This is a genomic window from Acinetobacter parvus DSM 16617 = CIP 108168 (assembly GCF_000368025.1).
GTDB classification, from domain to species: domain Bacteria; phylum Pseudomonadota; class Gammaproteobacteria; order Pseudomonadales; family Moraxellaceae; genus Acinetobacter; species Acinetobacter parvus.
In genome coordinates this window covers 1,409,323-1,428,586 of sequence record NZ_KB849212.1, presented here as the reverse complement: position 1 = coordinate 1,428,586, position 19,264 = coordinate 1,409,323, and the positions used below count along the sequence as shown (strand labels likewise).

The 19,264-nt window shown below is 42.2% G+C and carries 18 protein-coding genes; 6 read left to right on the top strand and 12 right to left on the bottom strand.

Annotation, left to right across the window (positions count from 1 at the left end):
* Positions 1 to 11 precede the first annotated feature (11 nt).
* The 11 genes from F988_RS13505 to F988_RS13455 form a co-directional block, all read right to left on the bottom strand.
* Complete coding sequence (locus F988_RS13505; protein WP_004683630.1) at positions 12 to 1,658, bottom strand: AAA family ATPase; 1,647 nt, start codon at positions 1,656 to 1,658, stop codon at positions 12 to 14.
* Positions 1,659 to 3,746, bottom strand: coding sequence for a DDE-type integrase/transposase/recombinase (locus tag F988_RS13500; RefSeq protein WP_004683628.1), 2,088 nt, complete (start codon positions 3,744 to 3,746; stop codon positions 1,659 to 1,661).
* Positions 3,730 to 4,563 (bottom strand): heteromeric transposase endonuclease subunit TnsA, encoded by an 834-nt coding sequence (locus tag F988_RS13495; protein WP_004683627.1) that lies wholly within the window; start codon positions 4,561 to 4,563, stop codon positions 3,730 to 3,732. Before F988_RS13495 ends, F988_RS13500 begins: the two co-directional genes overlap by 17 nt.
* A gap of 152 nt (positions 4,564 to 4,715) precedes the next feature.
* Positions 4,716 to 6,554, bottom strand: a complete 1,839-nt coding sequence (gene glmS, locus F988_RS13490; RefSeq protein ID WP_004683626.1) for a glutamine--fructose-6-phosphate transaminase (isomerizing) — start codon at positions 6,552 to 6,554, stop codon at positions 4,716 to 4,718.
* A 12-nt stretch (positions 6,555 to 6,566) separates the two neighbouring features.
* Positions 6,567 to 7,931, bottom strand: coding sequence for a bifunctional UDP-N-acetylglucosamine diphosphorylase/glucosamine-1-phosphate N-acetyltransferase GlmU (gene glmU / locus F988_RS13485; protein ID WP_004683620.1), 1,365 nt, complete (start codon positions 7,929 to 7,931; stop codon positions 6,567 to 6,569).
* Between the two features lie 22 nt (positions 7,932 to 7,953).
* On the bottom strand, positions 7,954 to 8,430 hold the full coding sequence (locus tag F988_RS13480; RefSeq protein WP_050994563.1) for a phosphatidylglycerophosphatase A family protein: 477 nt from the start codon (positions 8,428 to 8,430) through the stop codon (positions 7,954 to 7,956).
* Between the two features lie 22 nt (positions 8,431 to 8,452).
* A complete protein-coding gene (thiL, locus tag F988_RS13475; RefSeq protein WP_004683617.1) occupies positions 8,453 to 9,370 on the bottom strand; it encodes a thiamine-phosphate kinase in 918 nt (305 codons plus the stop codon).
* Positions 9,371 to 9,382: 12 nt separating this feature from the next.
* Positions 9,383 to 9,832, bottom strand: a complete 450-nt coding sequence (gene nusB, locus F988_RS13470) for a transcription antitermination factor NusB (protein ID WP_004683615.1) — start codon at positions 9,830 to 9,832, stop codon at positions 9,383 to 9,385.
* Between the two features lie 3 nt (positions 9,833 to 9,835).
* A complete protein-coding gene (ribH, locus tag F988_RS13465; protein ID WP_004637206.1) occupies positions 9,836 to 10,306 on the bottom strand; it encodes a 6,7-dimethyl-8-ribityllumazine synthase in 471 nt (156 codons plus the stop codon).
* Between the two features lie 11 nt (positions 10,307 to 10,317).
* The gene (gene ribBA / locus F988_RS13460; RefSeq protein ID WP_004683612.1) at positions 10,318 to 11,439 is read right to left on the bottom strand and encodes a bifunctional 3,4-dihydroxy-2-butanone-4-phosphate synthase/GTP cyclohydrolase II; all 1,122 of its coding nucleotides are present in this window, start codon (positions 11,437 to 11,439) and stop codon (positions 10,318 to 10,320) included.
* Between the two features lie 159 nt (positions 11,440 to 11,598).
* Entirely contained in the window at positions 11,599 to 12,891 is a 1,293-nt protein-coding gene (locus tag F988_RS13455) for a hypothetical protein (protein ID WP_004683611.1), read from the bottom strand.
* 97 nt (positions 12,892 to 12,988) lie between these two features.
* Here F988_RS13455 and serB point away from each other — a divergent pair, with 97 nt between their 5' ends.
* The 3 genes from serB (at position 12,989) to F988_RS13440 (ending at position 15,576) form a co-directional block, all read left to right on the top strand.
* Positions 12,989 to 14,209: a phosphoserine phosphatase SerB gene (gene serB / locus F988_RS13450; protein WP_004679119.1), complete on the top strand. Its 1,221-nt coding sequence runs from the start codon at positions 12,989 to 12,991 to the stop codon at positions 14,207 to 14,209.
* A 403-nt stretch (positions 14,210 to 14,612) separates the two neighbouring features.
* Complete coding sequence (gene aciT, locus F988_RS13445) at positions 14,613 to 14,948, top strand: ciprofloxacin tolerance protein AciT (protein WP_004683610.1); 336 nt, start codon at positions 14,613 to 14,615, stop codon at positions 14,946 to 14,948.
* Between the two features lie 148 nt (positions 14,949 to 15,096).
* Positions 15,097 to 15,576, top strand: coding sequence for a hypothetical protein (locus F988_RS13440; RefSeq protein ID WP_004679115.1), 480 nt, complete (start codon positions 15,097 to 15,099; stop codon positions 15,574 to 15,576).
* 47 nt (positions 15,577 to 15,623) lie between these two features.
* Here F988_RS13440 and dtd read toward each other — a convergent pair whose 3' ends face one another.
* Positions 15,624 to 16,064, bottom strand: coding sequence for a D-aminoacyl-tRNA deacylase (dtd, locus tag F988_RS13435; RefSeq protein ID WP_004683609.1), 441 nt, complete (start codon positions 16,062 to 16,064; stop codon positions 15,624 to 15,626).
* Between the two features lie 151 nt (positions 16,065 to 16,215).
* Here dtd and pncB point away from each other — a divergent pair, with 151 nt between their 5' ends.
* The 3 genes from pncB (at position 16,216) to asd (ending at position 19,222) form a co-directional block, all read left to right on the top strand.
* Entirely contained in the window at positions 16,216 to 17,421 is a 1,206-nt protein-coding gene (gene pncB / locus F988_RS13430) for a nicotinate phosphoribosyltransferase (RefSeq protein WP_004683608.1), read from the top strand.
* Between the two features lie 104 nt (positions 17,422 to 17,525).
* Positions 17,526 to 18,374: a sulfurtransferase gene (locus F988_RS13425; RefSeq protein WP_004683607.1), complete on the top strand. Its 849-nt coding sequence runs from the start codon at positions 17,526 to 17,528 to the stop codon at positions 18,372 to 18,374.
* On the top strand, positions 18,371 to 19,222 hold the full coding sequence (gene asd, locus F988_RS13420; RefSeq protein ID WP_004683606.1) for an archaetidylserine decarboxylase: 852 nt from the start codon (positions 18,371 to 18,373) through the stop codon (positions 19,220 to 19,222). The genes F988_RS13425 and asd overlap by 4 nt, the downstream gene beginning before the upstream one ends.
* The last annotated feature ends 42 nt before the right edge of the window (positions 19,223 to 19,264 follow it).

Sequence of the window (19,264 nt, the reverse complement as noted above, 5' to 3'; positions counted from 1 at the left end):
CAATTCTACTATTACATTGATTGTATCCAAGTTTGCGTATCAAAAATCAACTCACTTGATTGAAGAACGTCATAAAAATTTTGTGATTTTTGCTTTTGCGAAAACTTAAACCTTAAATCATCTGACGGTAAGGTTATCCATTCGCTCTGTTTTATTTTTCTCAGATTCGTTGTTTCAGGTTTGATTTCTTTATCCGCCTCAACTTCAGTGAGCCAATTCGAAACGATAGGCATGAGTTCTTGCATATTGAGATGAGGAAAATCGATAAAGGCTTTTTTTATTACAGAAATTACTTTAGATTCTGGATATCCAGTGGCAATCAGTAGATTATGCAATCTTTGTGCATGTACATTTCCATTATATTGTTCAACTTTTTCTTGTTCTTCCTCTATTTTTTTCTGAAGTAGAAGTAAAGTTTTGTCCACATATGGAATAGTTAAGTCAGAATAGAGTGCGATGCGATTAGGATCTCCAGACTTGAGTGCTTCTATCATTGGATGGACAAATTTGAGTTCATCCTCATAGACTTGTCTAAGCAAATTTGGCGTTATTCTTTCTAATCCTGTCATGATCGCTCGACACTGAGCCAAAACAAAAAGTTTGACGACAATATCCAGTACGCCTTGAGACAGTTCATACCAGCAGTCTCGAATTTCGTCACTCAGTTGTTCTTTATTCGTTAGCCATTGATATTTCCAAAGGGCATTGGTGAAAGCCATCCATTCTGTTCTAGTCGCAGTATTTGATAATGGGGGATTGTTCTTCATAGGTTCCCATATAACAGCCCCGAAACCAGCCCCACGACGCGCTGAACGCAAATCACCATCAAATATAAACTTAGCTTTAGGTGTGCCGACCATAACCACTGGCAAACCTACAACATTGATTAAGGTGACAAAGAAGTTCAGCATTTTTTCAGCACCACCTGAATTTTTAACACTCAGGTGTTGGATTTCATCAATGACAAGAACACCAATAGCGTAGGTGTTGGTAATTTGACGCATATAGTTGAGTAGAGCTTCGATTCCTAATCTTTTTAAGGCTACTTTTCTTTCAAAATCTGTTCCTAATGCAACATCAATCGCCTTAAAGAAATGCAAACATAGATTTTTTAATGAGCCATCATGAGGGCAGTCTATTTTGAGATAAACGAGTTGAGTGAAGTTATATTTTTCATGATAAATAACTTGAGGATAAAGGTTTAGAATTCGCTGTAGGGTTGTGCTTTTGCCACTTCCTGAACAACCGATCAATGAATAGCTTAAAGCTGTAGATTTTGGTGCATCAAAACGAAAGGCATTAATATCTCCCGACATAATACGTTCATAACCATTTTGCAAATGCTGGTGTAATTTCCCATCAGCAATATTGCGCCCGACATAGCCTTGACGAATTAATATTGCAATTTTTTGTTCTAATGAAATATGCCGAGTAATCGGTTGAAAAAATTGATGAAGAAGTTGAGACGAAAGATGAATTCTTTCGTTCTTAGATCTCAGAATATCCTCAGGGTTAAAATCAACTTTACCAATCAGATTAGCTTTGATATCTGCAATTTCCTGCATGATTGGTGGTAGGGCTTCAATAAATGGATTGTCTTTATATTCACCAAAACTAGACGTGTAACGTGCTTGAATAAAATTTAATGGCAAAGTCATTTAGTCATCCTCACCAAATAATTCGTCTGTTAAGTCTGGATAATGAACTGCTTCAGCATCTTGAGGCTTAATTGAGGTTTTCAGTTTAGGCATTGGAATAATATTTGTATCCATTATTCCTTGCTGTTTTACCTTAGCTTTGCGTTCACTATTTTTTTCTTTTGCTTTATTTTCAGTTATTTCAGCGATTCGCTGAGATGATTTAATTGGACTCTTCGGATGCTTAGTTTTAAGTTTTTCACTGATAAAAGCTTCAAGCTCTCTTCGTTTTTTCGAAGCCTCTAGTTCGTGCTGTGCAAGGTGCTCTTTTTGGGCTTTTTGCCTTTCTTTAACTTCCCACAAAGTACAATCCATAAATTCTCTCGATCGATCGGAGAGAGACCCTATCCAATATTCAAGACTATTATCTTTTGGAAAAATATAAATTTTATTCATTGAGCAAGGATCATATGCAGCTTCAAGGTTTTGAGGACGAGAACTTTCTGTCTTACGGTGTAACCAACCAAGATCGAGTACTTCTTTGGCTAGGTAGTAAAGACCAAATGCTTTGATGCCTAAGTCTGATATTGTGATTTTAGTACGTGGCAATAATGCAATTCTTAGTGCTTCCTCTGGAACACTCCTCAATTTTCCAGTTCTGTTTTGAATACCCCAATTCCATAAATGTAAGGGAATGGTTGGTAAGTCATTAGGCATGTCTGGCTCACGATCATACGTCTTTAGCACATGAAATTGATTATGCGAGATGATGCAAGCAAGAATGATTTCAGTAAATTGGTGAATATTTAATGTGGCATCTTGACGGTAATCATTACCACCAGTTTTTTTTACAGTAGTGCCTTCAACAACACCTTTTCCTTTACCTTCTTTTTTAAAATAAGCCTGATAGGTATTGAAAGCTTGTTCTACTATGCCTTTAGCATCGCCACGTCTAGCTGGTGCATTTTCAAGTCTTACAGCGAAAGTTTTTTCTAATGCTTCAATTTGATAGCCTAATAGTTCTCCTCGATCCGCGAGTAAAGCATCGGGTAAACCAACTGCTGGCCAATCTTCTGGCTGAATTGAGATCCCATACTCAGCACAATACTGAACCTTATCTATCATCGCTATATTCAATGCTTGTATTGCAGCTAAATATGAAGGTGATTCAAAACCTATATAAAAACCTGCGACTAATCTACTGAAAACGTCAATCACAAAGTAAATGGTGGGTCTACCCACAATACTTTCGGGATTTGAATAAGAAACTAGATAAATGTCAGCAATAGTTGCATCAATTTCATAACGTGCACCAGGGCCTAAGGCTTGAGCGTTAGACGTTGATTGCAAAGGACGATAGTCCTTTCGGTAGTTGGATGTGCTAATACGAGCTTTTATGCTTTCAATTTTTTTGAATTCTTTTTCATAGTAATACCTAAATTGCCATATTGTTGGAATATCTGATTCGGCTTTATCAGGATAAAGATTTTTATAAGTGGTTTGAAATTTTCGATATACAAATGGGAGTGAATGTTTATTGTCTTTTAAAAAGAATAATTTAATCGTGCGATAGAAAAGTTTTTCAATGTCTTCATTAACATTAATGCCTTGTTCACTATTATAGATACGAGGTCGACCTAATTTTTTATCTTTAGCTGTTCTTTTTTGACCTTTAGCTCCGCTATTTCTGTAATCAGGGAGTAATGCATTAGGAGTTTGTCCTCTTTGCCAATATCTTCGTGCTAAGCGATAAATAGTTTGTTTGGTAACTTCATATTGATTCATGATTTCACTAATTATTTTTCCTCTTTGCGCTGGAATATAAAATAATTCATGAGAGATCAGAGGGTAAATAAGAGCATAATTTTGGTCACGTTTTATTTCTTGTATTGATGCTTTCTCAGGCTGAATGAAAGCAAGTGCCTCATGTGGGTCTATTGCTCTTTCAATATTGCCATCTTCTAAACCTTTTAATATTTCAGTTCTATTAACTTCAATTGGAAAAGCATTTTCAAGACCAAGACTAATCCAAATCACAGAGTCAGGGAGGATCGTTAAGATCCTAAATAAAGAGCTTTCAAAACTTAATACTTCATTGATTTTCAGCATGAAGTACCTCGTTCCAAATATTAAGCTCGCCCAATTGAATATGATCTGTGTTCAAATCCTTAAAAGAAATATTAAGATCAAATATGAAATACCTTTGAGCAAGTAAGTCTCTAATTTCTCTTAACGATTGTCCTAACTCAAAATGATATTTTTGATCAATGGTTCTCGCTAATTCATTAATCTTTTTAGATTTATGTTTAATGAAAATATCTGAATAAAAGTTAAGTTTATCTAACGTATCTTGTTCACTCAGTTCCATGGTATTTATTGAACTGTACAACCATTGAATGTTCTGGCTGACAGTTTTAGGAACTTGGTGCTCGGTAAAAATATAAAAAGGTATGTTTTGCTGTTTCCAATATTGTCGTTCAATTTCAATTTTTTCTATTGTGCGTGGGTCATTGAGAGCATTTGAATACTTAACTTGGAGTACAAACTTAGGTGTGATTGAATTATGTATATCCACTAAAAAATCGCTTGTCATGATTTGATAGTATTTCCCAAATTTAGGGTGAGGGATTCCAATTGTCTTCGCAATTTCTAGGGTTTGTTCGAGGTCTAAGGGATATTGTTCTCGAATATCGATAGTCGTTGAATGCCATTCTAGTAATAGAAAAGTAGAAAGTTCTAGATCAGACAAAAGATGATGGGTTCTTTGGCTTTTATGACCAAAAACTCGATGAGATCGACCTTCTGAACTCACATCTCTAATTGTGAGCCAAGGCTTATAGTTATTTCCAAAACCCTGTCCTCGTCCTTCTTTAATCCATTTTTGAATTTTGAGTTCATGATTTTGTGTGTTCTTAAAGTTAGACATAAAAAAATCCACACATCATGCTGTTTAGAGCATAGCTTGTGTGGATTTTTTGAGCAATTCAGTATTACACTTTATTACTCAGTATGAGACTTTATTACTTAGTATGAAACTTTATTACTCTCATACACGAACCTTCCTTCTACTTTATCATTTTATTCTACAGTCACACTCTTCGCTAAATTACGTGGCTGATCCACATCAGTTCCGCGTAATACCGCAACATGGTAAGAAAGTAGCTGCACAGGGATACTGTAAACAATTGGCGCCAGCCATTCATTGACAGATGGAATGTGAACCACATGCTGACGGTCTTTACCGTGAATACCACTGTCTTGGTCAGCAAATACAAACAGCTCACCGCCACGAGCCTGAACTTCTTCCATGTTCGACTTGAGTTTATCCAACATCTCATCCTGAGGAGCTAGGATCACCACAGGCATTTCATTATCGACTAGAGCCAATGGGCCATGTTTCAGTTCGCCTGCTGCATAACCTTCGGCATGAATATATGAAATTTCTTTCAATTTCAATGCACCTTCCAGCGCGATTGGGAAATGTGTGCCACGTCCCAGGAAAAGGCAATGGTTTTTCTCAACAAAGAGGGTCGAGAGACGCAAAATCTCAGTATTATGCTGCAAAGTATCCAGAATCACTTTTGGACAATGCCATAATGCTTCCACAATCTCATTCAACTGATCTGTCGCAAGCTGCTGTTTGACTTGACCAATTTTGAGAATGAGCAACATTAATGCGGCAAGCTGTGTGGTAAATGCTTTTGTTGAAGCAACCCCGATTTCAGGACCAGCCAGTGTCAATAAATGATGATTGGTTTCGCGCACCATCGATGAGGTGGCAACGTTACAGATTGTCATGGTGGTGATGTCAAGGTTTTGTACCTTGGCGCGTTTTTGTGTTTCACGTAACGCTGCCAGTGTATCTGCTGTTTCACCAGACTGGGAAACACAGATATACAGTGTATTGGCCACAATCACTGGCGTGCGGTAACGGAATTCACTGGCGATCTCGACCTGGCAAGGTACACCGATCAACTGTTCAAACCAGTACTTGGCAATCATGCCCGCATGATAACTGGTGCCACAGGCAATGATTTGTACCTGCTGGATTTTGTCAAAATCCGCATTGGCATGATTAAGGAAATCGTCACGTAACGTATTACCATTCAATGCCTGGGAAATCGTTTGTTGAATTGCTTCTGGCTGCTCATAGATTTCCTTGAGCATATAATGCTTATATTCACCTTTAGACGCATTGCTAATCGTGGCATCCAGTTCTTTGACAGGACGTTCGACCAGTTCACCATTGACAAACACTTCAATACTGGTACGGGTTAAACGGGCAATGTCGCCTTCTTCCAGATAAACAAAACGATTGGTTACAGGCAATAAAGCCAATTGATCAGAACTAATAAAGTTTTCACCAATCCCGACTCCGATCACCAGAGGGGAACCCTCCCGTACAGTGATCAACTCATCGGTATGACCCGTATGAATAACCCCCAGTGCATAGGCACCTTTAAGGCGAGGAACAATATTCTGTACGGCTTCAAGTAAACTATCGGTTTGCTTAAGTGCATCATGCACTAAATGTGCAACCACTTCGGTATCGGTCTGGGACGTAAAGATATAGCCCAAAGCCTGTAATTCTTCTTTGAGTTCCTGATAATTTTCAATAATACCATTGTGTACAACAGCCACATCACCTGAAACATGTGGATGAGCATTATCTTCAGTCGGTTTACCATGGGTTGCCCAACGGGTATGTGCAATACCTACATGACCAGTCAAATGCTGCTCAGATACTGCTTCAGCTAAATTTGCAACTTTACCTACACGACGTTCGCGTAAGATTTGTTGATTATTCAATAACGCTAAACCCGCAGAGTCATAACCGCGATATTCAAGACGTTTTAATCCTTCAATCAGAATATCAGTTACACATCGTTCAGCAACGCCACCAACAATACCACACATAATTTTATCCTCTTATTTTTTCAGCTTTTGGGGACGTTGATAATTTGCTTTCTCAAACTGTTTAGATCGTTCGACAGCTAAACTATGCTCAGCCACATTTCGAGTTAAGGTTGAGCCTGCACCTGTGGTTGCACCTTGAGCAATTTTAATTGGTGCAACCAATGAGTTATTGGTACCAATAAATACATTGTCTTCAATAACAGTACGATGTTTATTTGCGCCATCATAATTACAAGTGATTGTCCCTGCACCAATATTACAATCCGCACCGATGTCAGCATCACCCAGATAAGTAAAGTGATTGGCTTTAGAACCGAGTCCAATATTTGAATTTTTAACTTCGACGAAGTTGCCAATATGCACATCATTGGCCAGATTTGTGCCAGGACGTAAACGGGCAAAAGGCCCAATCTGGGTATTTTCACCCACAACCGCATTTTCAAAAATGCTATAGGCCTGAACTTTGGTACCTGCGGCAATACGGGTATTTTTTAAAATACAGCCTGTGCCAAGTTGAACGTTGTCACCTAGTTCGCAATCACCTTCAATAATGACATTGACATCAATTTGTACATCTTGACCACATTTCACAGTTCCACGCAGGTCAAAACGATTTGGATCAATTAAATGCACCCCTTGCTGCATCAGTTCTTTGGCCTGTTGCTGCTGGAATTGACGTTCCAGGGTTGCAAGCTGTAAACGGTCATTCACTCCTTCAACCTCGAAAGCCAGTTCAGGTTGAATTGAGGCGATTTCCAGGCCATCAGCAACGGCCATCGCCACAATATCAGTCAGGTAATATTCGCCCTGTGCATTATTATTGGAAAGTTTTGGTAACCATTGATGTAGCTTGGCATTGCTGACACAGTAAATACCAGTATTAATTTCCTGAATTTGACGTTGCTCGTCATTGGCATCTTTATGCTCGACAATGGCTTGAATTTTGCCCGCTTGGCGAACGATACGGCCATAGCCTGTTGGATTTTCAACGTTTAGTGTGATCATGCCAATGCCAGACTCACTTGAGGCTTCAAGCAGCTGCTCAAGGGTACTTTGACGAACCAGTGGGACATCACCATATAGAATTAGGGAAATTCCATGCTGTGGCAGGACAGGCAGAGTCATTTGCACTGCATGGCCTGTTCCCAATTGCTCAGCTTGTTCAACCCATTCAATGGCTTGATTAGCAAAACTTTGCTTAACCAGCTCACCGCCATGTCCATAAATGGTAATAATGTTTTCAGCATGCAATTTTTTTGCGGTTTGAATCACATGTCCTAAAAGTGGTCGACCTGCAAGGGGTTGTAGTACTTTTGGTATTTGTGAACGCATTCGCGATCCTTTCCCTGCGGCAAGAATAATAACAGTTGTTGACATAACTAACCCTAATATCAATGGTTTAAGTCAAAAAATAAAAATGAATCATAAAAATACAAAGCGCAGCCCAAAGACCTGCAATGATGTCATCAAGCATAATCCCTAGACCACCAGTAACTTTTTGGTCTGCCCAACTAATCGGAAATGGTTTCCAGACATCAAATATACGGAATAATACAAATCCAGCAATGACCCACAACCCATTCATTTGCTGTAAATAAAGCAAAGGCAGGAAAGTAATGGACTGTCCTGCGAACTCATCCCAGACAATACGTCCGTCATCATGCACATTGAGGACTTTGGCGGTTTGTCCGCAGATATAAATGCCCACAACTGACATGATCAGGATGGCAATCAAGCTGCCATACAAACCCAATTGTAGCCACAATGGTACAAACAGCAGGGCAAAGGCTGAACCAAATGTTCCAGGTGCCTTGGGTGCTAAACCAGAACCGAAACCGACACCGCAAAAAACGATGCAACGGTTGAACCAGCTCATTTGTTTAAAGTGAATCGGTGGCTTATGCAAAGTGTTGATATCCCTGAACAGCTAATGGGTGATTTTCGCCCATATACACAAATGACAATCCAGTTTGTTGGGTGATTTTACCAATTATTGTAAGCGGAACATCTAATTGTTGTCGAAGTAGTTTTTCAAAATTTTGCGGTGATATTGTAAAGCACAGCTCATAATCGTCACCACCTGCAAGGGCGTAGTGCCATGCCTGCTGTTTTTCCAGCTTTTTGAGTGATTCATCAATCGGAAGCTGATCAAGTTGTAGTTTTGCACCGACATTGGACGCTTTCAGAATATGTCCCAAGTCCTGCGCCAATCCGTCCGAAACATCAATCATACTGGAGGCCAGACCTTTGAGCTGCTGCCCTAAATTACAACGTGGCGTTGGGTAGTCCAGTCGTTGCTGTAGGGCATGACCAGGATGTTTTAATCCAAATGCGGCATCACCAACCTGACCACTGACACAAATGTAGTCACCTACTTGTGCACTTGATCGGGTAATGGCCTGACCGTGTTCAATCCAGCCCAGTGCCGTGACCGTGATGGTCAGTTGGGAATTCTGTGTGGTATCACCACCAATCAGGCTGACACCAAATTGATCGCAGCAATCGAACAAGCCCTGACTAAAGCCAGCCAGCCAGCCATGATCAACTGTTGGTAGGCTTAATGCCAGTAAAATACTATGCGGTTTTGCACCCATGGCGGCGAGATCAGATAAATTGACCGCGACACTTTTCCAGCCAATTGCATGGGCTGTGGTATCTAATGGAAAATGACGACCAGCAACCAGTATATCGGTACAGATCACCAGTTGCTGTGAGGGAGCAGGAGTCACAATGGCTGAGTCATCACCAATTCCTAAACTGACATCGGATTTTGATGCACGTTTAAAGTATTGATCAATAATTGAAAACTCAGCCATGACACAAGCCTGTTATTTAGCTTGCTGTTTTTCAGCTTCACGAAGCTTTGAAGAAAGACGGTCCAGTACACCATTGATGTATTTATGGCTGTCCGCACCACCAAAGTGTTTTGCTAGCTCAATTGCTTCATCAAGTACAACGCGGTATGGAACTTCGAGATGATCTCGTAATTCATAAGCACCAAGTCGTAAAGTGGCAAGCTCTACACCATCGAGGGCATTTAACTCACGATCAAGTACAGGGATGAGTAACTCATCCAGAGCGTCATGTTGGGCAACCACTTGAGTGAGCAATTCATGGTAATAGTTAAGGTCAACCTTGTGCATGGCATTTTCAACACGGGTGCGTGCCTCAATTTCATGGACAGGGTTCTGACTCATTTGCCATTCATAAATCCCTTGTACAGCAAAACGACGTGCTTTGCGTTTCGCTGCATAAGCGGCCTGAAGTGTTTGCGACATGCTTTAAATTGCCTTTAATAAGTTAACCATTTCGATTGCAGTCAATGCAGCTTCGCTACCCTTGTTTCCTGCTTTCGTACCAGAACGTTCAATTGCCTGCTCAATGCTGTCTGTTGTCAACACACCATTGATTACAGGCATAGTGCTTTCAAGTGCAACCACACCTAGACCTTTGGCACATTCACCCGCAACGAAGTCAAAGTGTGGTGTGCTACCACGAATCACTGCGCCCAAGGCAATGATGGCATCAAACTTGTTTGAGGCAGCTAGCTTTTTCGCAACGATTGGCAGTTCCCACGCACCTGGTGCATGAATCACGGTGATCGCATCTTCTGCAACGCCGTGACGTTTTAAGGTGTCAATCGCACCTTCCAGTAAATGTTCAACCACGAAGCTGTTGAAACGACCAACCAAGATCGCATAACGACCTTCGCTTGCGAGATGTAATAAACCTTCAATTCGGCGAATTGCCATAACAACCTCGATTATTTTGCTGTGACTTGATCGGCAGTGATGTATTCCACTACCTCTAAATTAAATCCTGATAGTGCATTGAAACGAAGTGGTGAACTCAACAGTTTCATTTTCTCAACACCCAGATCACGTAAAATCTGTGCACCGACACCAATGGTCTGATATTGCTGGGAGAGGGCGGCATTGGATTTCAAAGGCATTGGTTGATTCAGGTGATGAATTGCATGACCGAGATCTTCCAGATGGTCCTGTCCAATCCATACCAGCACTCCACGGTCGCTCTCTGATATGGTTCTCAGTGCGAGGTCCAGACTCCATGCAGTGGAGCCATCTGCTTTATTGAGTTTTAGCAAGTCACGTACAGGGTTGAAACCATGCACACGAACTGTAGTGACCCCTTGTTTTGGTTCACCTTTCACCAACGCCAGATGAATATCTGGATTACCGATTTCACGGTATTTATACAGTTCAAACGCACCATATGCAGTCTGAATGGTTTCTTGCGACAAACGCTCAACCGTTTGTTCATTGGTCATACGGTAATGAATCAGATCCGCAATCGTACCGATTTTTAAGCCATGTTTCTCTGCAAATACTTCTAAATCAGGGCGACGCGCCATAGTGCCGTCATCATTAATGATTTCACAGATCACGGACGCTGGCTCAAGACCCGCCAGACGGGTTAAGTCGCAACCTGCTTCAGTATGGCCTGCACGGTGCAGTACGCCACCTGGCTGTGCCATTAATGGGAAAATATGGCCTGGCTGAACGATATCGCTTGGCTTGGCATGTGCCGCAACCGCGGTACGGATGGTATGCGCGCGCTCAGCAGCGGAAATGCCTGTGCTGATGCCTTCAGCTGCTTCGATTGAGAGGGTGAAGTTGGTCGCGTGCTGTGCGCCGTTCTGGTCAACCATCAACGGAAGATTCAGTTGTTTACAACGTTCGCGGCTGAGTGTGAGGCAGACCAAACCGCGTGCATGGGTAATCATGAAGTTAATATCTTCAGGGCGCACATGTGTTGCAGCGATGACTAAGTCACCTTCATTTTCACGATCTTCATCATCCATCAGGATGACCATTTTGCCTGCACGAATATCTGCGACAAGCTCTTCAACACGACTCAGCGGCATTCGCTTTCACCTTTTTATTGCCTTTCAAGGCACTCATATTCGATAAACCACGCATAGTTTACCGCATTTTAACAAATTTCGCCTGTGCTTCTTGATCAATTAAAAAGCCTAATGCCTTAGAAAAGCGATCAGGGTAATCAGGAAACAGATGATAATGGATTATGACGCTGGAATATCAGAAGATTCACTTGAAACTTTTGCTTTCTTGCCCATCAGGATTTCAGTGCGAAGATTCTGTGCCAAAGTCGCACACTGCTCATTCATGCCATTAATCATAAAGGCATGGCGGGTCATGATATTGCTTGGATTTGGCATGGCAACCAGTTCATAACTGTTTTGAATGGCTTTAAGCTGGTCGTGGCTTAGATGCAAAGCGGCCTCTTTTGCATGCAAATGCTGGGTAAGGCGTTTCGATGCCTCAATTGCGTCCAGTTGCATCGCATCCACCGCACTTGCCACCGCGCCACGGGTCTGTAGTGCAAAGCGTTTATCTTCACGGTATCGCTTGTACAGCACCTCTGCCAGCAACTGGAACACTGCACCCACCATCATCAGGCATTCAAGCGCATGTGGCTTTTCCAGTGTGGTTGATAATGTGGCACCCTCGGCATTAAATTGCTGTACCACATGAATATGTGAGGCATCCATTTGATAATGTCTACTACACAGATCAATACTTTTATCTAAAAATAACTGGCAAAGCTTGAAGTAGGGAACAGAGACTGACTGGTTTACACTGCTTAACAACTGCTTTGGATCATAAAACTGGATATTCAGCGCCAGCGTTGCGTGGTCAAGCTGGGTTTGTTCGGCTGGCTTCTTCTCAGTGCGTGGTTTTGGCTGGGCTTTCGCCTGCTGCTGGGCTTGTGCGACCAGCGTCACGGTATTCTGTTTTTCCAGTACCAATGCCTGAGTTAAACGCTGAATCTCATGTTTAAGATGATTTTCCTGATTGATACGGGCTAAATATTCACTGCGTGTTGGACGGGCAATGGCACGGTAAGCCAGCCAAATCAGGAAGTGGATAAACAATGATGCTAAAATCGCCAGCCATTGTGTGCGTAAGATTTCACCAATACTTGGCTGGATCAAGGTGATTTCGACCGTTCCTACTTTCTTTTCATTTTGTAGGGCATCACGCACAAAGACTTCACCCTGACGGGTTTTGGCCATACCACTGGTTGCAAGCACCTGTTTATTGGCATCGAGGATACGAATGGATGCGACACTTGGGTTGGTTGCATAACGGTTGGCCACCAGTGCCAATGAGACCGTGTTGGCGGGTTCCAGTTCTGAAAGGCTATCTGCCACAAGCTGACTGGTCATCAGTTGTCCCTGACTGGCGCGGTTTTCATTGAGTTGATGTGTCGTTGCAATCACCAGTAAAAAGGTATGCAGTGCAAAACTTACGATCAGCAGGCTAGCAAATAGCCCTTGGCGTGGCGCATTCAAGTTAAACTTCCAAGATAAATAAGAGTCAAATAGATTCAGGTCAGGTTATGTTATGATTCTTACATACAATAGTTGTCGCTCAACCACGAGTCAATTCATGCGAGAAATCATTCTTATATCCTTTTTAGGACCAGATCAACCGAATCAGTTTACTCGATTAATGCAGGTGCTCTCCGTACATTCTTTGCAAATACTCGATGTGGGTCAGGCTGTTATCCATAATCAACTCACCCTTGGGATTGTTGTGGCATCGGATAATGAGACTGCAACCGCATTGGCAATGAAAGAGATCCTGATTTTAGCACATGATATTGGCTTAACTGTGCGATTTAAACCAATCTCTAACGCAGAATATGAGCAATGGGTGAGTGAGGGTGGACGGACCCGCTATATCGTGACTGCGCTTGCCCCAGAACTCACGGCGGCACATTTGCAGGCAGTGACCAAAATTGTGTCGAGTCAGGGCTTTAATATTGAAACGGTGACACGTTTGTCGGGTCGGTTGGATTTGCAAACCGATAGCCCATTTCCACGCCGTGCCTGTGTCCAGTTTGGTTTAAGTGGACAAATGTTGGATGCACAAGCGATGCGAGCTGCATGTTTGAGTTTGTCAGGTGAGCTGAATATTGATGTTGCGGTACAGGAAGACAATGCCTATCGCCGTAACCGTCGTCTGGTTTGCTTCGATATGGATTCAACCCTGATTGAGCAGGAAGTGATTGATGAGTTGGCGCTGGAGGCGGGTGTGGGTGCTCAGGTAGCTGAAATTACTGAGCGAGCCATGCAGGGGGAGCTGGATTTTCAGCAAAGTTTCCGCGCCCGTGTTGCCTTGTTAAAAGGTCTGGATGCTTCGGTTCTACCAAAAATTGCAGAACGTTTAACTGTGACCGAAGGCGCAGAGCGTCTGATTTCAACCCTGAAAGCATTAGGCTACAAAACCGCTATTTTGTCGGGTGGATTTCAGTATTTTGCCGAATATTTACAAGCGAAACTTGGGATTGATGAAGTGCATGCCAATATTCTGGATGTACGGGATGGTTTAGTCACTGGTGAGGTTAAAGGTGCGATTGTCGATGGCGCACGAAAAGCTGAATTACTGCGTCAACTTGCCGATAAAATGGGTATATCACTAGAGCAAGCGATGGCGGTAGGCGATGGGGCAAATGATTTGCCAATGCTGTCTATTGCAGGCTTAGGTGTGGCGTATCGCGCAAAACCATTGGTTCGTCAAAATGCCAATCAGGCAATTTCAAGTGTTGGTTTAGATGGTGTTTTGTACTTATTGGGTATGCATGATAAAGATTTAAATCGTGCTTAAAAGCTTAAAACACTTCCTGTGCATCATGTCGTTTTGTCACGATATGGTGCATTTTTATGGTGTCATGATTTGTTCATAATCATGTCTAAATGTATAGAAATACAACGATAAAAAAATTCAAGAAAAAGTTTTTCTACACAAAAAATATCGGCTATTTATTTGTAATGACACGCGGTAATTGATGCCATATAGCAATATTGATGTTTGATGATTTTAAAATGTGTAATGACAAAAACATATTGCGACAGCTTGTGTCGTAGCATTGGTTTTTACCTCTTTTCTTCTTAAAAAAAACTTCCATAATGCATAAAGACCTAAATGCAATGAGTTAGTAAGCGTTAGAAATTACACAACAATAGCGGTCTGAACAGAACAGACTAATTTTTTTAAGACGGAGGTTTATATGGAAGCAGCGAATTTCACCATGTGGGTTGGATTTGGCTTGATCGCTGTCGCAGTTATTGCTGTTTTCTTTTCTCCTTATCGTCGTTGGCTAGGTTTTATGTTGGCAGGTATGATGTGCTGGGGACTGCTGGAAGTGGTGCGCTTTGGGGTGCAAACCCTGTTTGAAATGTCCGTCGCATATAGTTATCTCACCGCATTGAGCTTCGCGATGATTACGGTCACATTTGTTTTATTACGTGAAGATAAACAGGCGCAAAAACAATTGGCAACACGTCAATATATTGAACACACCCCTGTGTACAAGGATGACCAGCAACAATGCTCTAGCCGATAATTTATAATAAGATAAATCACATTAAAGGCATGCTCGGCATGCCTTTTTTGCACTAACTTTCTGAAACAAAGCTTTTACCGCCTTTGCAACAATTGTGCTAGGATACAGTTGTCTTAATTTTCATCATAATACTGTGGGCATAAATGTCATGAAGCTTTCTTCTTTACCTGTGATTCAGTTACCTATTGTTGATGTAAGCACTGATCCGTTAGATTTGTTGGTGACAGGTTTGGCGTTACGTATGAAGCAATTGGCACGTACTAGCCCAAAGTTTATTGAATTGGTTCATGATCGTGAATTCCGTATCCAGATTGGTACGGATGCAGGACTGGCACGTCAGATTATTGTCAACCGTGGCAAGATTGATACGGTTGCAGGCAGTCCAGAAAAGGCTGACTTTATTTTACAGTTTGCTTCAAGTGAGCAGGGCGTGAAAACCTTGGTGAAAGGTGATCCAACGGCTTTCATGACAGGCATGCAGGATGGCAGCATTAAAATGGAAGGTGACTTTAGCCTGCTGGTTTGGTTTAACCAGGCGGCAAAATTGATTCCACCGAAAGTACCAAAAGCTGTAAAAGAAAAAATTCGTCAGGCGCGTGCCTTTATTAAAGAAAAAACAGGCAAATAAGCCTAAATAAAAAAACTCCCAATTCGGGAGTTTTTTATGGCTTAAACTTATTCAATTTCCAGATTAAAGGTTACTGGGCCATCATTGACCAAATGCACTTTCATGTCAGCGGCAAAAATACCTGTTTGGACATTTGCAAATTGTTGGCGTGCATATTCAACCAGTTGTTCATACAGCGCTTTGGCTTCGGCTGGCGGCATGGCAGACCCAAAGTCAGGGCGTAAGCCTTTTTGTGTTTGCGCCATCAAAGTAAATTGTGAAACTAATAAAAGTCCGCCCTGAGCTTGGCTTAGATTCCACCCCATCTTGCCATTCTCATCATCAAAGATTCTATATTTTAAAATCTTGTCAAGCAGCTTCTGGCCTTTTTCCAGGGTATCTTCTTTACCGACTCCCAAAAATACCAGTAAGCCGTGCTGAATTTCGCCAGTGGTTTGGCCCTCAACCACGACTTTCGCTTCTAAAACTCGTTGAATTAATGCGCGCATAACATTGAAAGATAGATGAAAAAGACAGGGAATTTTAGCAGACAAATGGTCCTGAAAATTGACTGTGCAGCAAAAGTCTACTATTCAATCCCAGCCATTTGGTTGTATAACAACTTATATTATGCAAAAAAATTGGTTAAAACCATCGCCTATGTCTGCCGTTATTCAATCTTTACTGGACACCGACCTGTATAAATTCACCATGCTGCAAGTGGTGCTGCACCAGTTTCCACAAACGCACAGTGTTTATTTATTCCGTTGCCGAAATCTGCAGGATACCGCCTATCCCTTGACGGAAATTTTGGGTGATCTCAACCATCAGCTCGATTTGCTGTGTGAACTTCGCTTTAAAGAGGATGAATTGCAGTATCTCCGTTCACTGCGTTTCATCAAGAGCGACTTTGTTGACTATCTGGAGTTGTTCCAGCTCAAACGACGTTTTATTCAGGCCAGTATTGATGCGGCAGGGCGGCTGGATATTCGGATTGAGGGGCCGATGGTGCAGGCCATGATGTTTGAAATTTTTGTCTTGGCCATTGTCAATGAACTGTATTTCCGCCGTATCCGTACCGATGAGGTACTGGCGGAAGGTGAACGTCGCTTACAGCACAAGCTGGTGCAACTGCAACACTATGCCCAGCAACAGCAGGACAATGATCCCCCATTCTTGGTTTCAGACTTTGGCACCCGTCGCCGTTATAGTTTTGATTGGCAGAAGCATGTGGTGCAGGCGTTTCATGATGCTGCACCGCAAGTATTCCGTGGCACCAGCAATGTACTGCTGGCGAAAGAGTTGGGTATCAGCCCGATTGGAACCATGGCCCATGAGTTTTTACAGGCATTTCAGGCGCTGGACGTGCGGTTGCGCAATTTTCAGAAAGCCGCGCTAGAGGCATGGGTACAGGAATATCGGGGTGACCTGGGGATTGCCCTGACCGATGTGGTGGGGATGGATGCGTTCCTGCGTGATTTTGATCTTTATTTTGCCAAGCTGTTTGATGGCTTGCGCCATGACAGTGGTGATCCCTATGAATGGGGTGACAAGGCCTATGCACATTATCGTCAATTAAAGATTGATACTAAGACCAAAATGCTAACCTTTAGTGATGGTCTTAATCTGGAAAAAGCATGGTTATTGCATCAATATTTTAAGGACCGTTTTCAGGTTAGTTTTGGAATTGGCACCAACCTCACCAATGACATGGGGCAGACACCGCTGAATATCGTGTTAAAACTATTGGAATGTAATGGGCAGTCAGTGGCAAAAATTTCCGATAGTTCAGGTAAAACCATGACCGATAATGAAACATTCCTTGCTTATTTAAGACAAGTGTTTGAGATTGAGCCAGTGATTTAGTTTATATCTCCTTTTTTGCTAAACCAATGCAAAAAATCAGACAAAGATAAAAAGTAGGCTATGTTAAAATCATTCCAGTGCTGTGGCGACAAGACCCCCTAACCATGACAGATGTAGACTTTAAACTTGATTTACTGATTGAACCTGAGCAGCTTGTGCCCTACTTGGGGCACGAGTTGATTCGTATTGTTGATTTAAGCCGAGCATCGGTTTATGAGCAACTACATATCCCGCATGCGATTCATTTGCAGCCAAAGTATCTGGTGGCGCAACAGGAACAGGCCAATGGTCTATTGCCCGATGTACAGGGATTAAAAACCCTGATTGAAAAGCTGAATATCTCACCGCAGCATCATGTCGTGGTTTATGATGATGAGGGCGGTGCTTGGGCGGGGCGGCTGATCTGGAATTTACACTGCCTTGGTTTTACCCGTACCAGTTTGATCAATGGCGGAATTCATGGCTGGTTGGGCGCTGGTTTACCCACCACCACAGAGGTTGAAAAAGTCACGCCTGTCGCTGATGTGCTACAGGTTGATCTGGATAGTGTGCAACAGCATCGGATTGAATACAACGAGCTATTGCAGCAGGTTCAAGAACAGAATATTCAGCTCTGGGATTGTCGTACCAATGAAGAATATACTGGACTACGTTTAGCTGCGCGTCGTGGGGGTCACATCCCAAATGCACTGCATTTTGAATGGAGTACTGCCCTTAATCGTGAAAATCATCTAAAATTGCACCCGCTTGAACGCACTCAACAACGTTTGGAGCAATTAGGCTTTAATTTACAACAACCTGTGGTGGTCTACTGTCAGTCGCATCACCGTTCGGGTTTGGCGTATATATTGGCAAGATTGCTCAATTGGCAAGTCAGGGCCTACGATGGTGCGTGGAGTGAATGGGGCAATCGCCTCGATAGTCCTATTATTTCAGGGGAGTCACCATCTTGAGTTTTTCAGCAGATTTAAAAAAACAACTGTTTATCAAAGTACAGAATCTTGTGCCACAACACCAACTGAGCCGTGTCATTGGCAAGGTTGCCGCAAGTGAAAATGTTTTGGTGAAAACTGCTGTTATTCAGGCGTTCAAAGCAAAATATGGCATTGATATGAGTATTGCTGAACAAACGAATCCGAATCAATATAAATCATTTAATGAATTTTTCACCCGTGCATTAAAACAGGGTGTGCGTGGTGTAGATGAGCGTGCCGATAGTATTGTTAGCCCTGCGGATGGTACGATTTCTCAGCTCGGTAAAATTGAAGCAGGTGATATTTTTCAGGCCAAAGGTCAAAGCTTTTCAGTTGAGAAATTAATCGGTGATCCACAACTTGCCAAGCCATTTATCAATGGTCAGTTTGCAACAGTTTATTTATCACCGAAAGACTATCACCGCGTACATATGCCATTTGCTGGAACATTAACGGAAACCTTGTATATTCCAGGCGAGTTATTTTCAGTCAACCAAACCACTGCTGAAAATGTATCAGGTTTGTTTGCCCGTAATGAACGTATGGTGTGCCTGTTTGACACTGAGCTGGGCCGTATGGCAGTAGTTTTGGTCGGTGCGATGATTGTGGCTGGGATTGAAACCGTTGCGACAGGTAAGGTGAAGCCATCAGGTAAAGTTGAGTTACAGCATCATCAACTGCAACTGGATAAAGGTGCGGAGCTTGGACGTTTCTACTTGGGTTCAACAGCCGTTGTTTTATTTGAACAAGATAAAATGGTGTGGGAAGAGCAGTTTAAAGCCAATTCAACTGTGGTGATGGGTGAGCGGTTGGGGCATTCGGTTTAAATTTGCAGATAAAAAAGCCCCTGAAAATTTTTAAGGGGCTTT

What these genes read in the sequence shown, in the direction of transcription:
- F988_RS13505 (WP_004683630.1), bottom strand. Translation starts at nt 1,658, where the DNA reads ATGACTTTGCCATTAAATTTTATTCAAGCACGTTACACGTCTAGTTTT.
- F988_RS13500 (WP_004683628.1), bottom strand. Translation starts at nt 3,746, where the DNA reads ATGCTGAAAATCAATGAAGTATTAAGTTTTGAAAGCTCTTTATTTAGG.
- F988_RS13495 (WP_004683627.1), bottom strand. Translation starts at nt 4,563, where the DNA reads ATGTCTAACTTTAAGAACACACAAAATCATGAACTCAAAATTCAAAAA.
- glmS (WP_004683626.1), bottom strand. Translation starts at nt 6,554, where the DNA reads ATGTGTGGTATTGTTGGTGGCGTTGCTGAACGATGTGTAACTGATATT.
- glmU (WP_004683620.1), bottom strand. Translation starts at nt 7,931, where the DNA reads ATGTCAACAACTGTTATTATTCTTGCCGCAGGGAAAGGATCGCGAATG.
- F988_RS13480 (WP_050994563.1), bottom strand. Translation starts at nt 8,430, where the DNA reads ATGAGCTGGTTCAACCGTTGCATCGTTTTTTGCGGTGTCGGTTTCGGT.
- thiL (WP_004683617.1), bottom strand. Translation starts at nt 9,370, where the DNA reads ATGGCTGAGTTTTCAATTATTGATCAATACTTTAAACGTGCATCAAAA.
- nusB (WP_004683615.1), bottom strand. Translation starts at nt 9,832, where the DNA reads ATGTCGCAAACACTTCAGGCCGCTTATGCAGCGAAACGCAAAGCACGT.
- ribH (WP_004637206.1), bottom strand. Translation starts at nt 10,306, where the DNA reads ATGGCAATTCGCCGAATTGAAGGTTTATTACATCTCGCAAGCGAAGGT.
- ribBA (WP_004683612.1), bottom strand. Translation starts at nt 11,439, where the DNA reads ATGCCGCTGAGTCGTGTTGAAGAGCTTGTCGCAGATATTCGTGCAGGC.
- serB (WP_004679119.1), top strand. Translation starts at nt 12,989, where the DNA reads ATGCGAGAAATCATTCTTATATCCTTTTTAGGACCAGATCAACCGAAT.
- aciT (WP_004683610.1), top strand. Translation starts at nt 14,613, where the DNA reads ATGGAAGCAGCGAATTTCACCATGTGGGTTGGATTTGGCTTGATCGCT.
- F988_RS13440 (WP_004679115.1), top strand. Translation starts at nt 15,097, where the DNA reads ATGAAGCTTTCTTCTTTACCTGTGATTCAGTTACCTATTGTTGATGTA.
- dtd (WP_004683609.1), bottom strand. Translation starts at nt 16,064, where the DNA reads ATGCGCGCATTAATTCAACGAGTTTTAGAAGCGAAAGTCGTGGTTGAG.
- pncB (WP_004683608.1), top strand. Translation starts at nt 16,216, where the DNA reads ATGTCTGCCGTTATTCAATCTTTACTGGACACCGACCTGTATAAATTC.
- F988_RS13425 (WP_004683607.1), top strand. Translation starts at nt 17,526, where the DNA reads ATGACAGATGTAGACTTTAAACTTGATTTACTGATTGAACCTGAGCAG.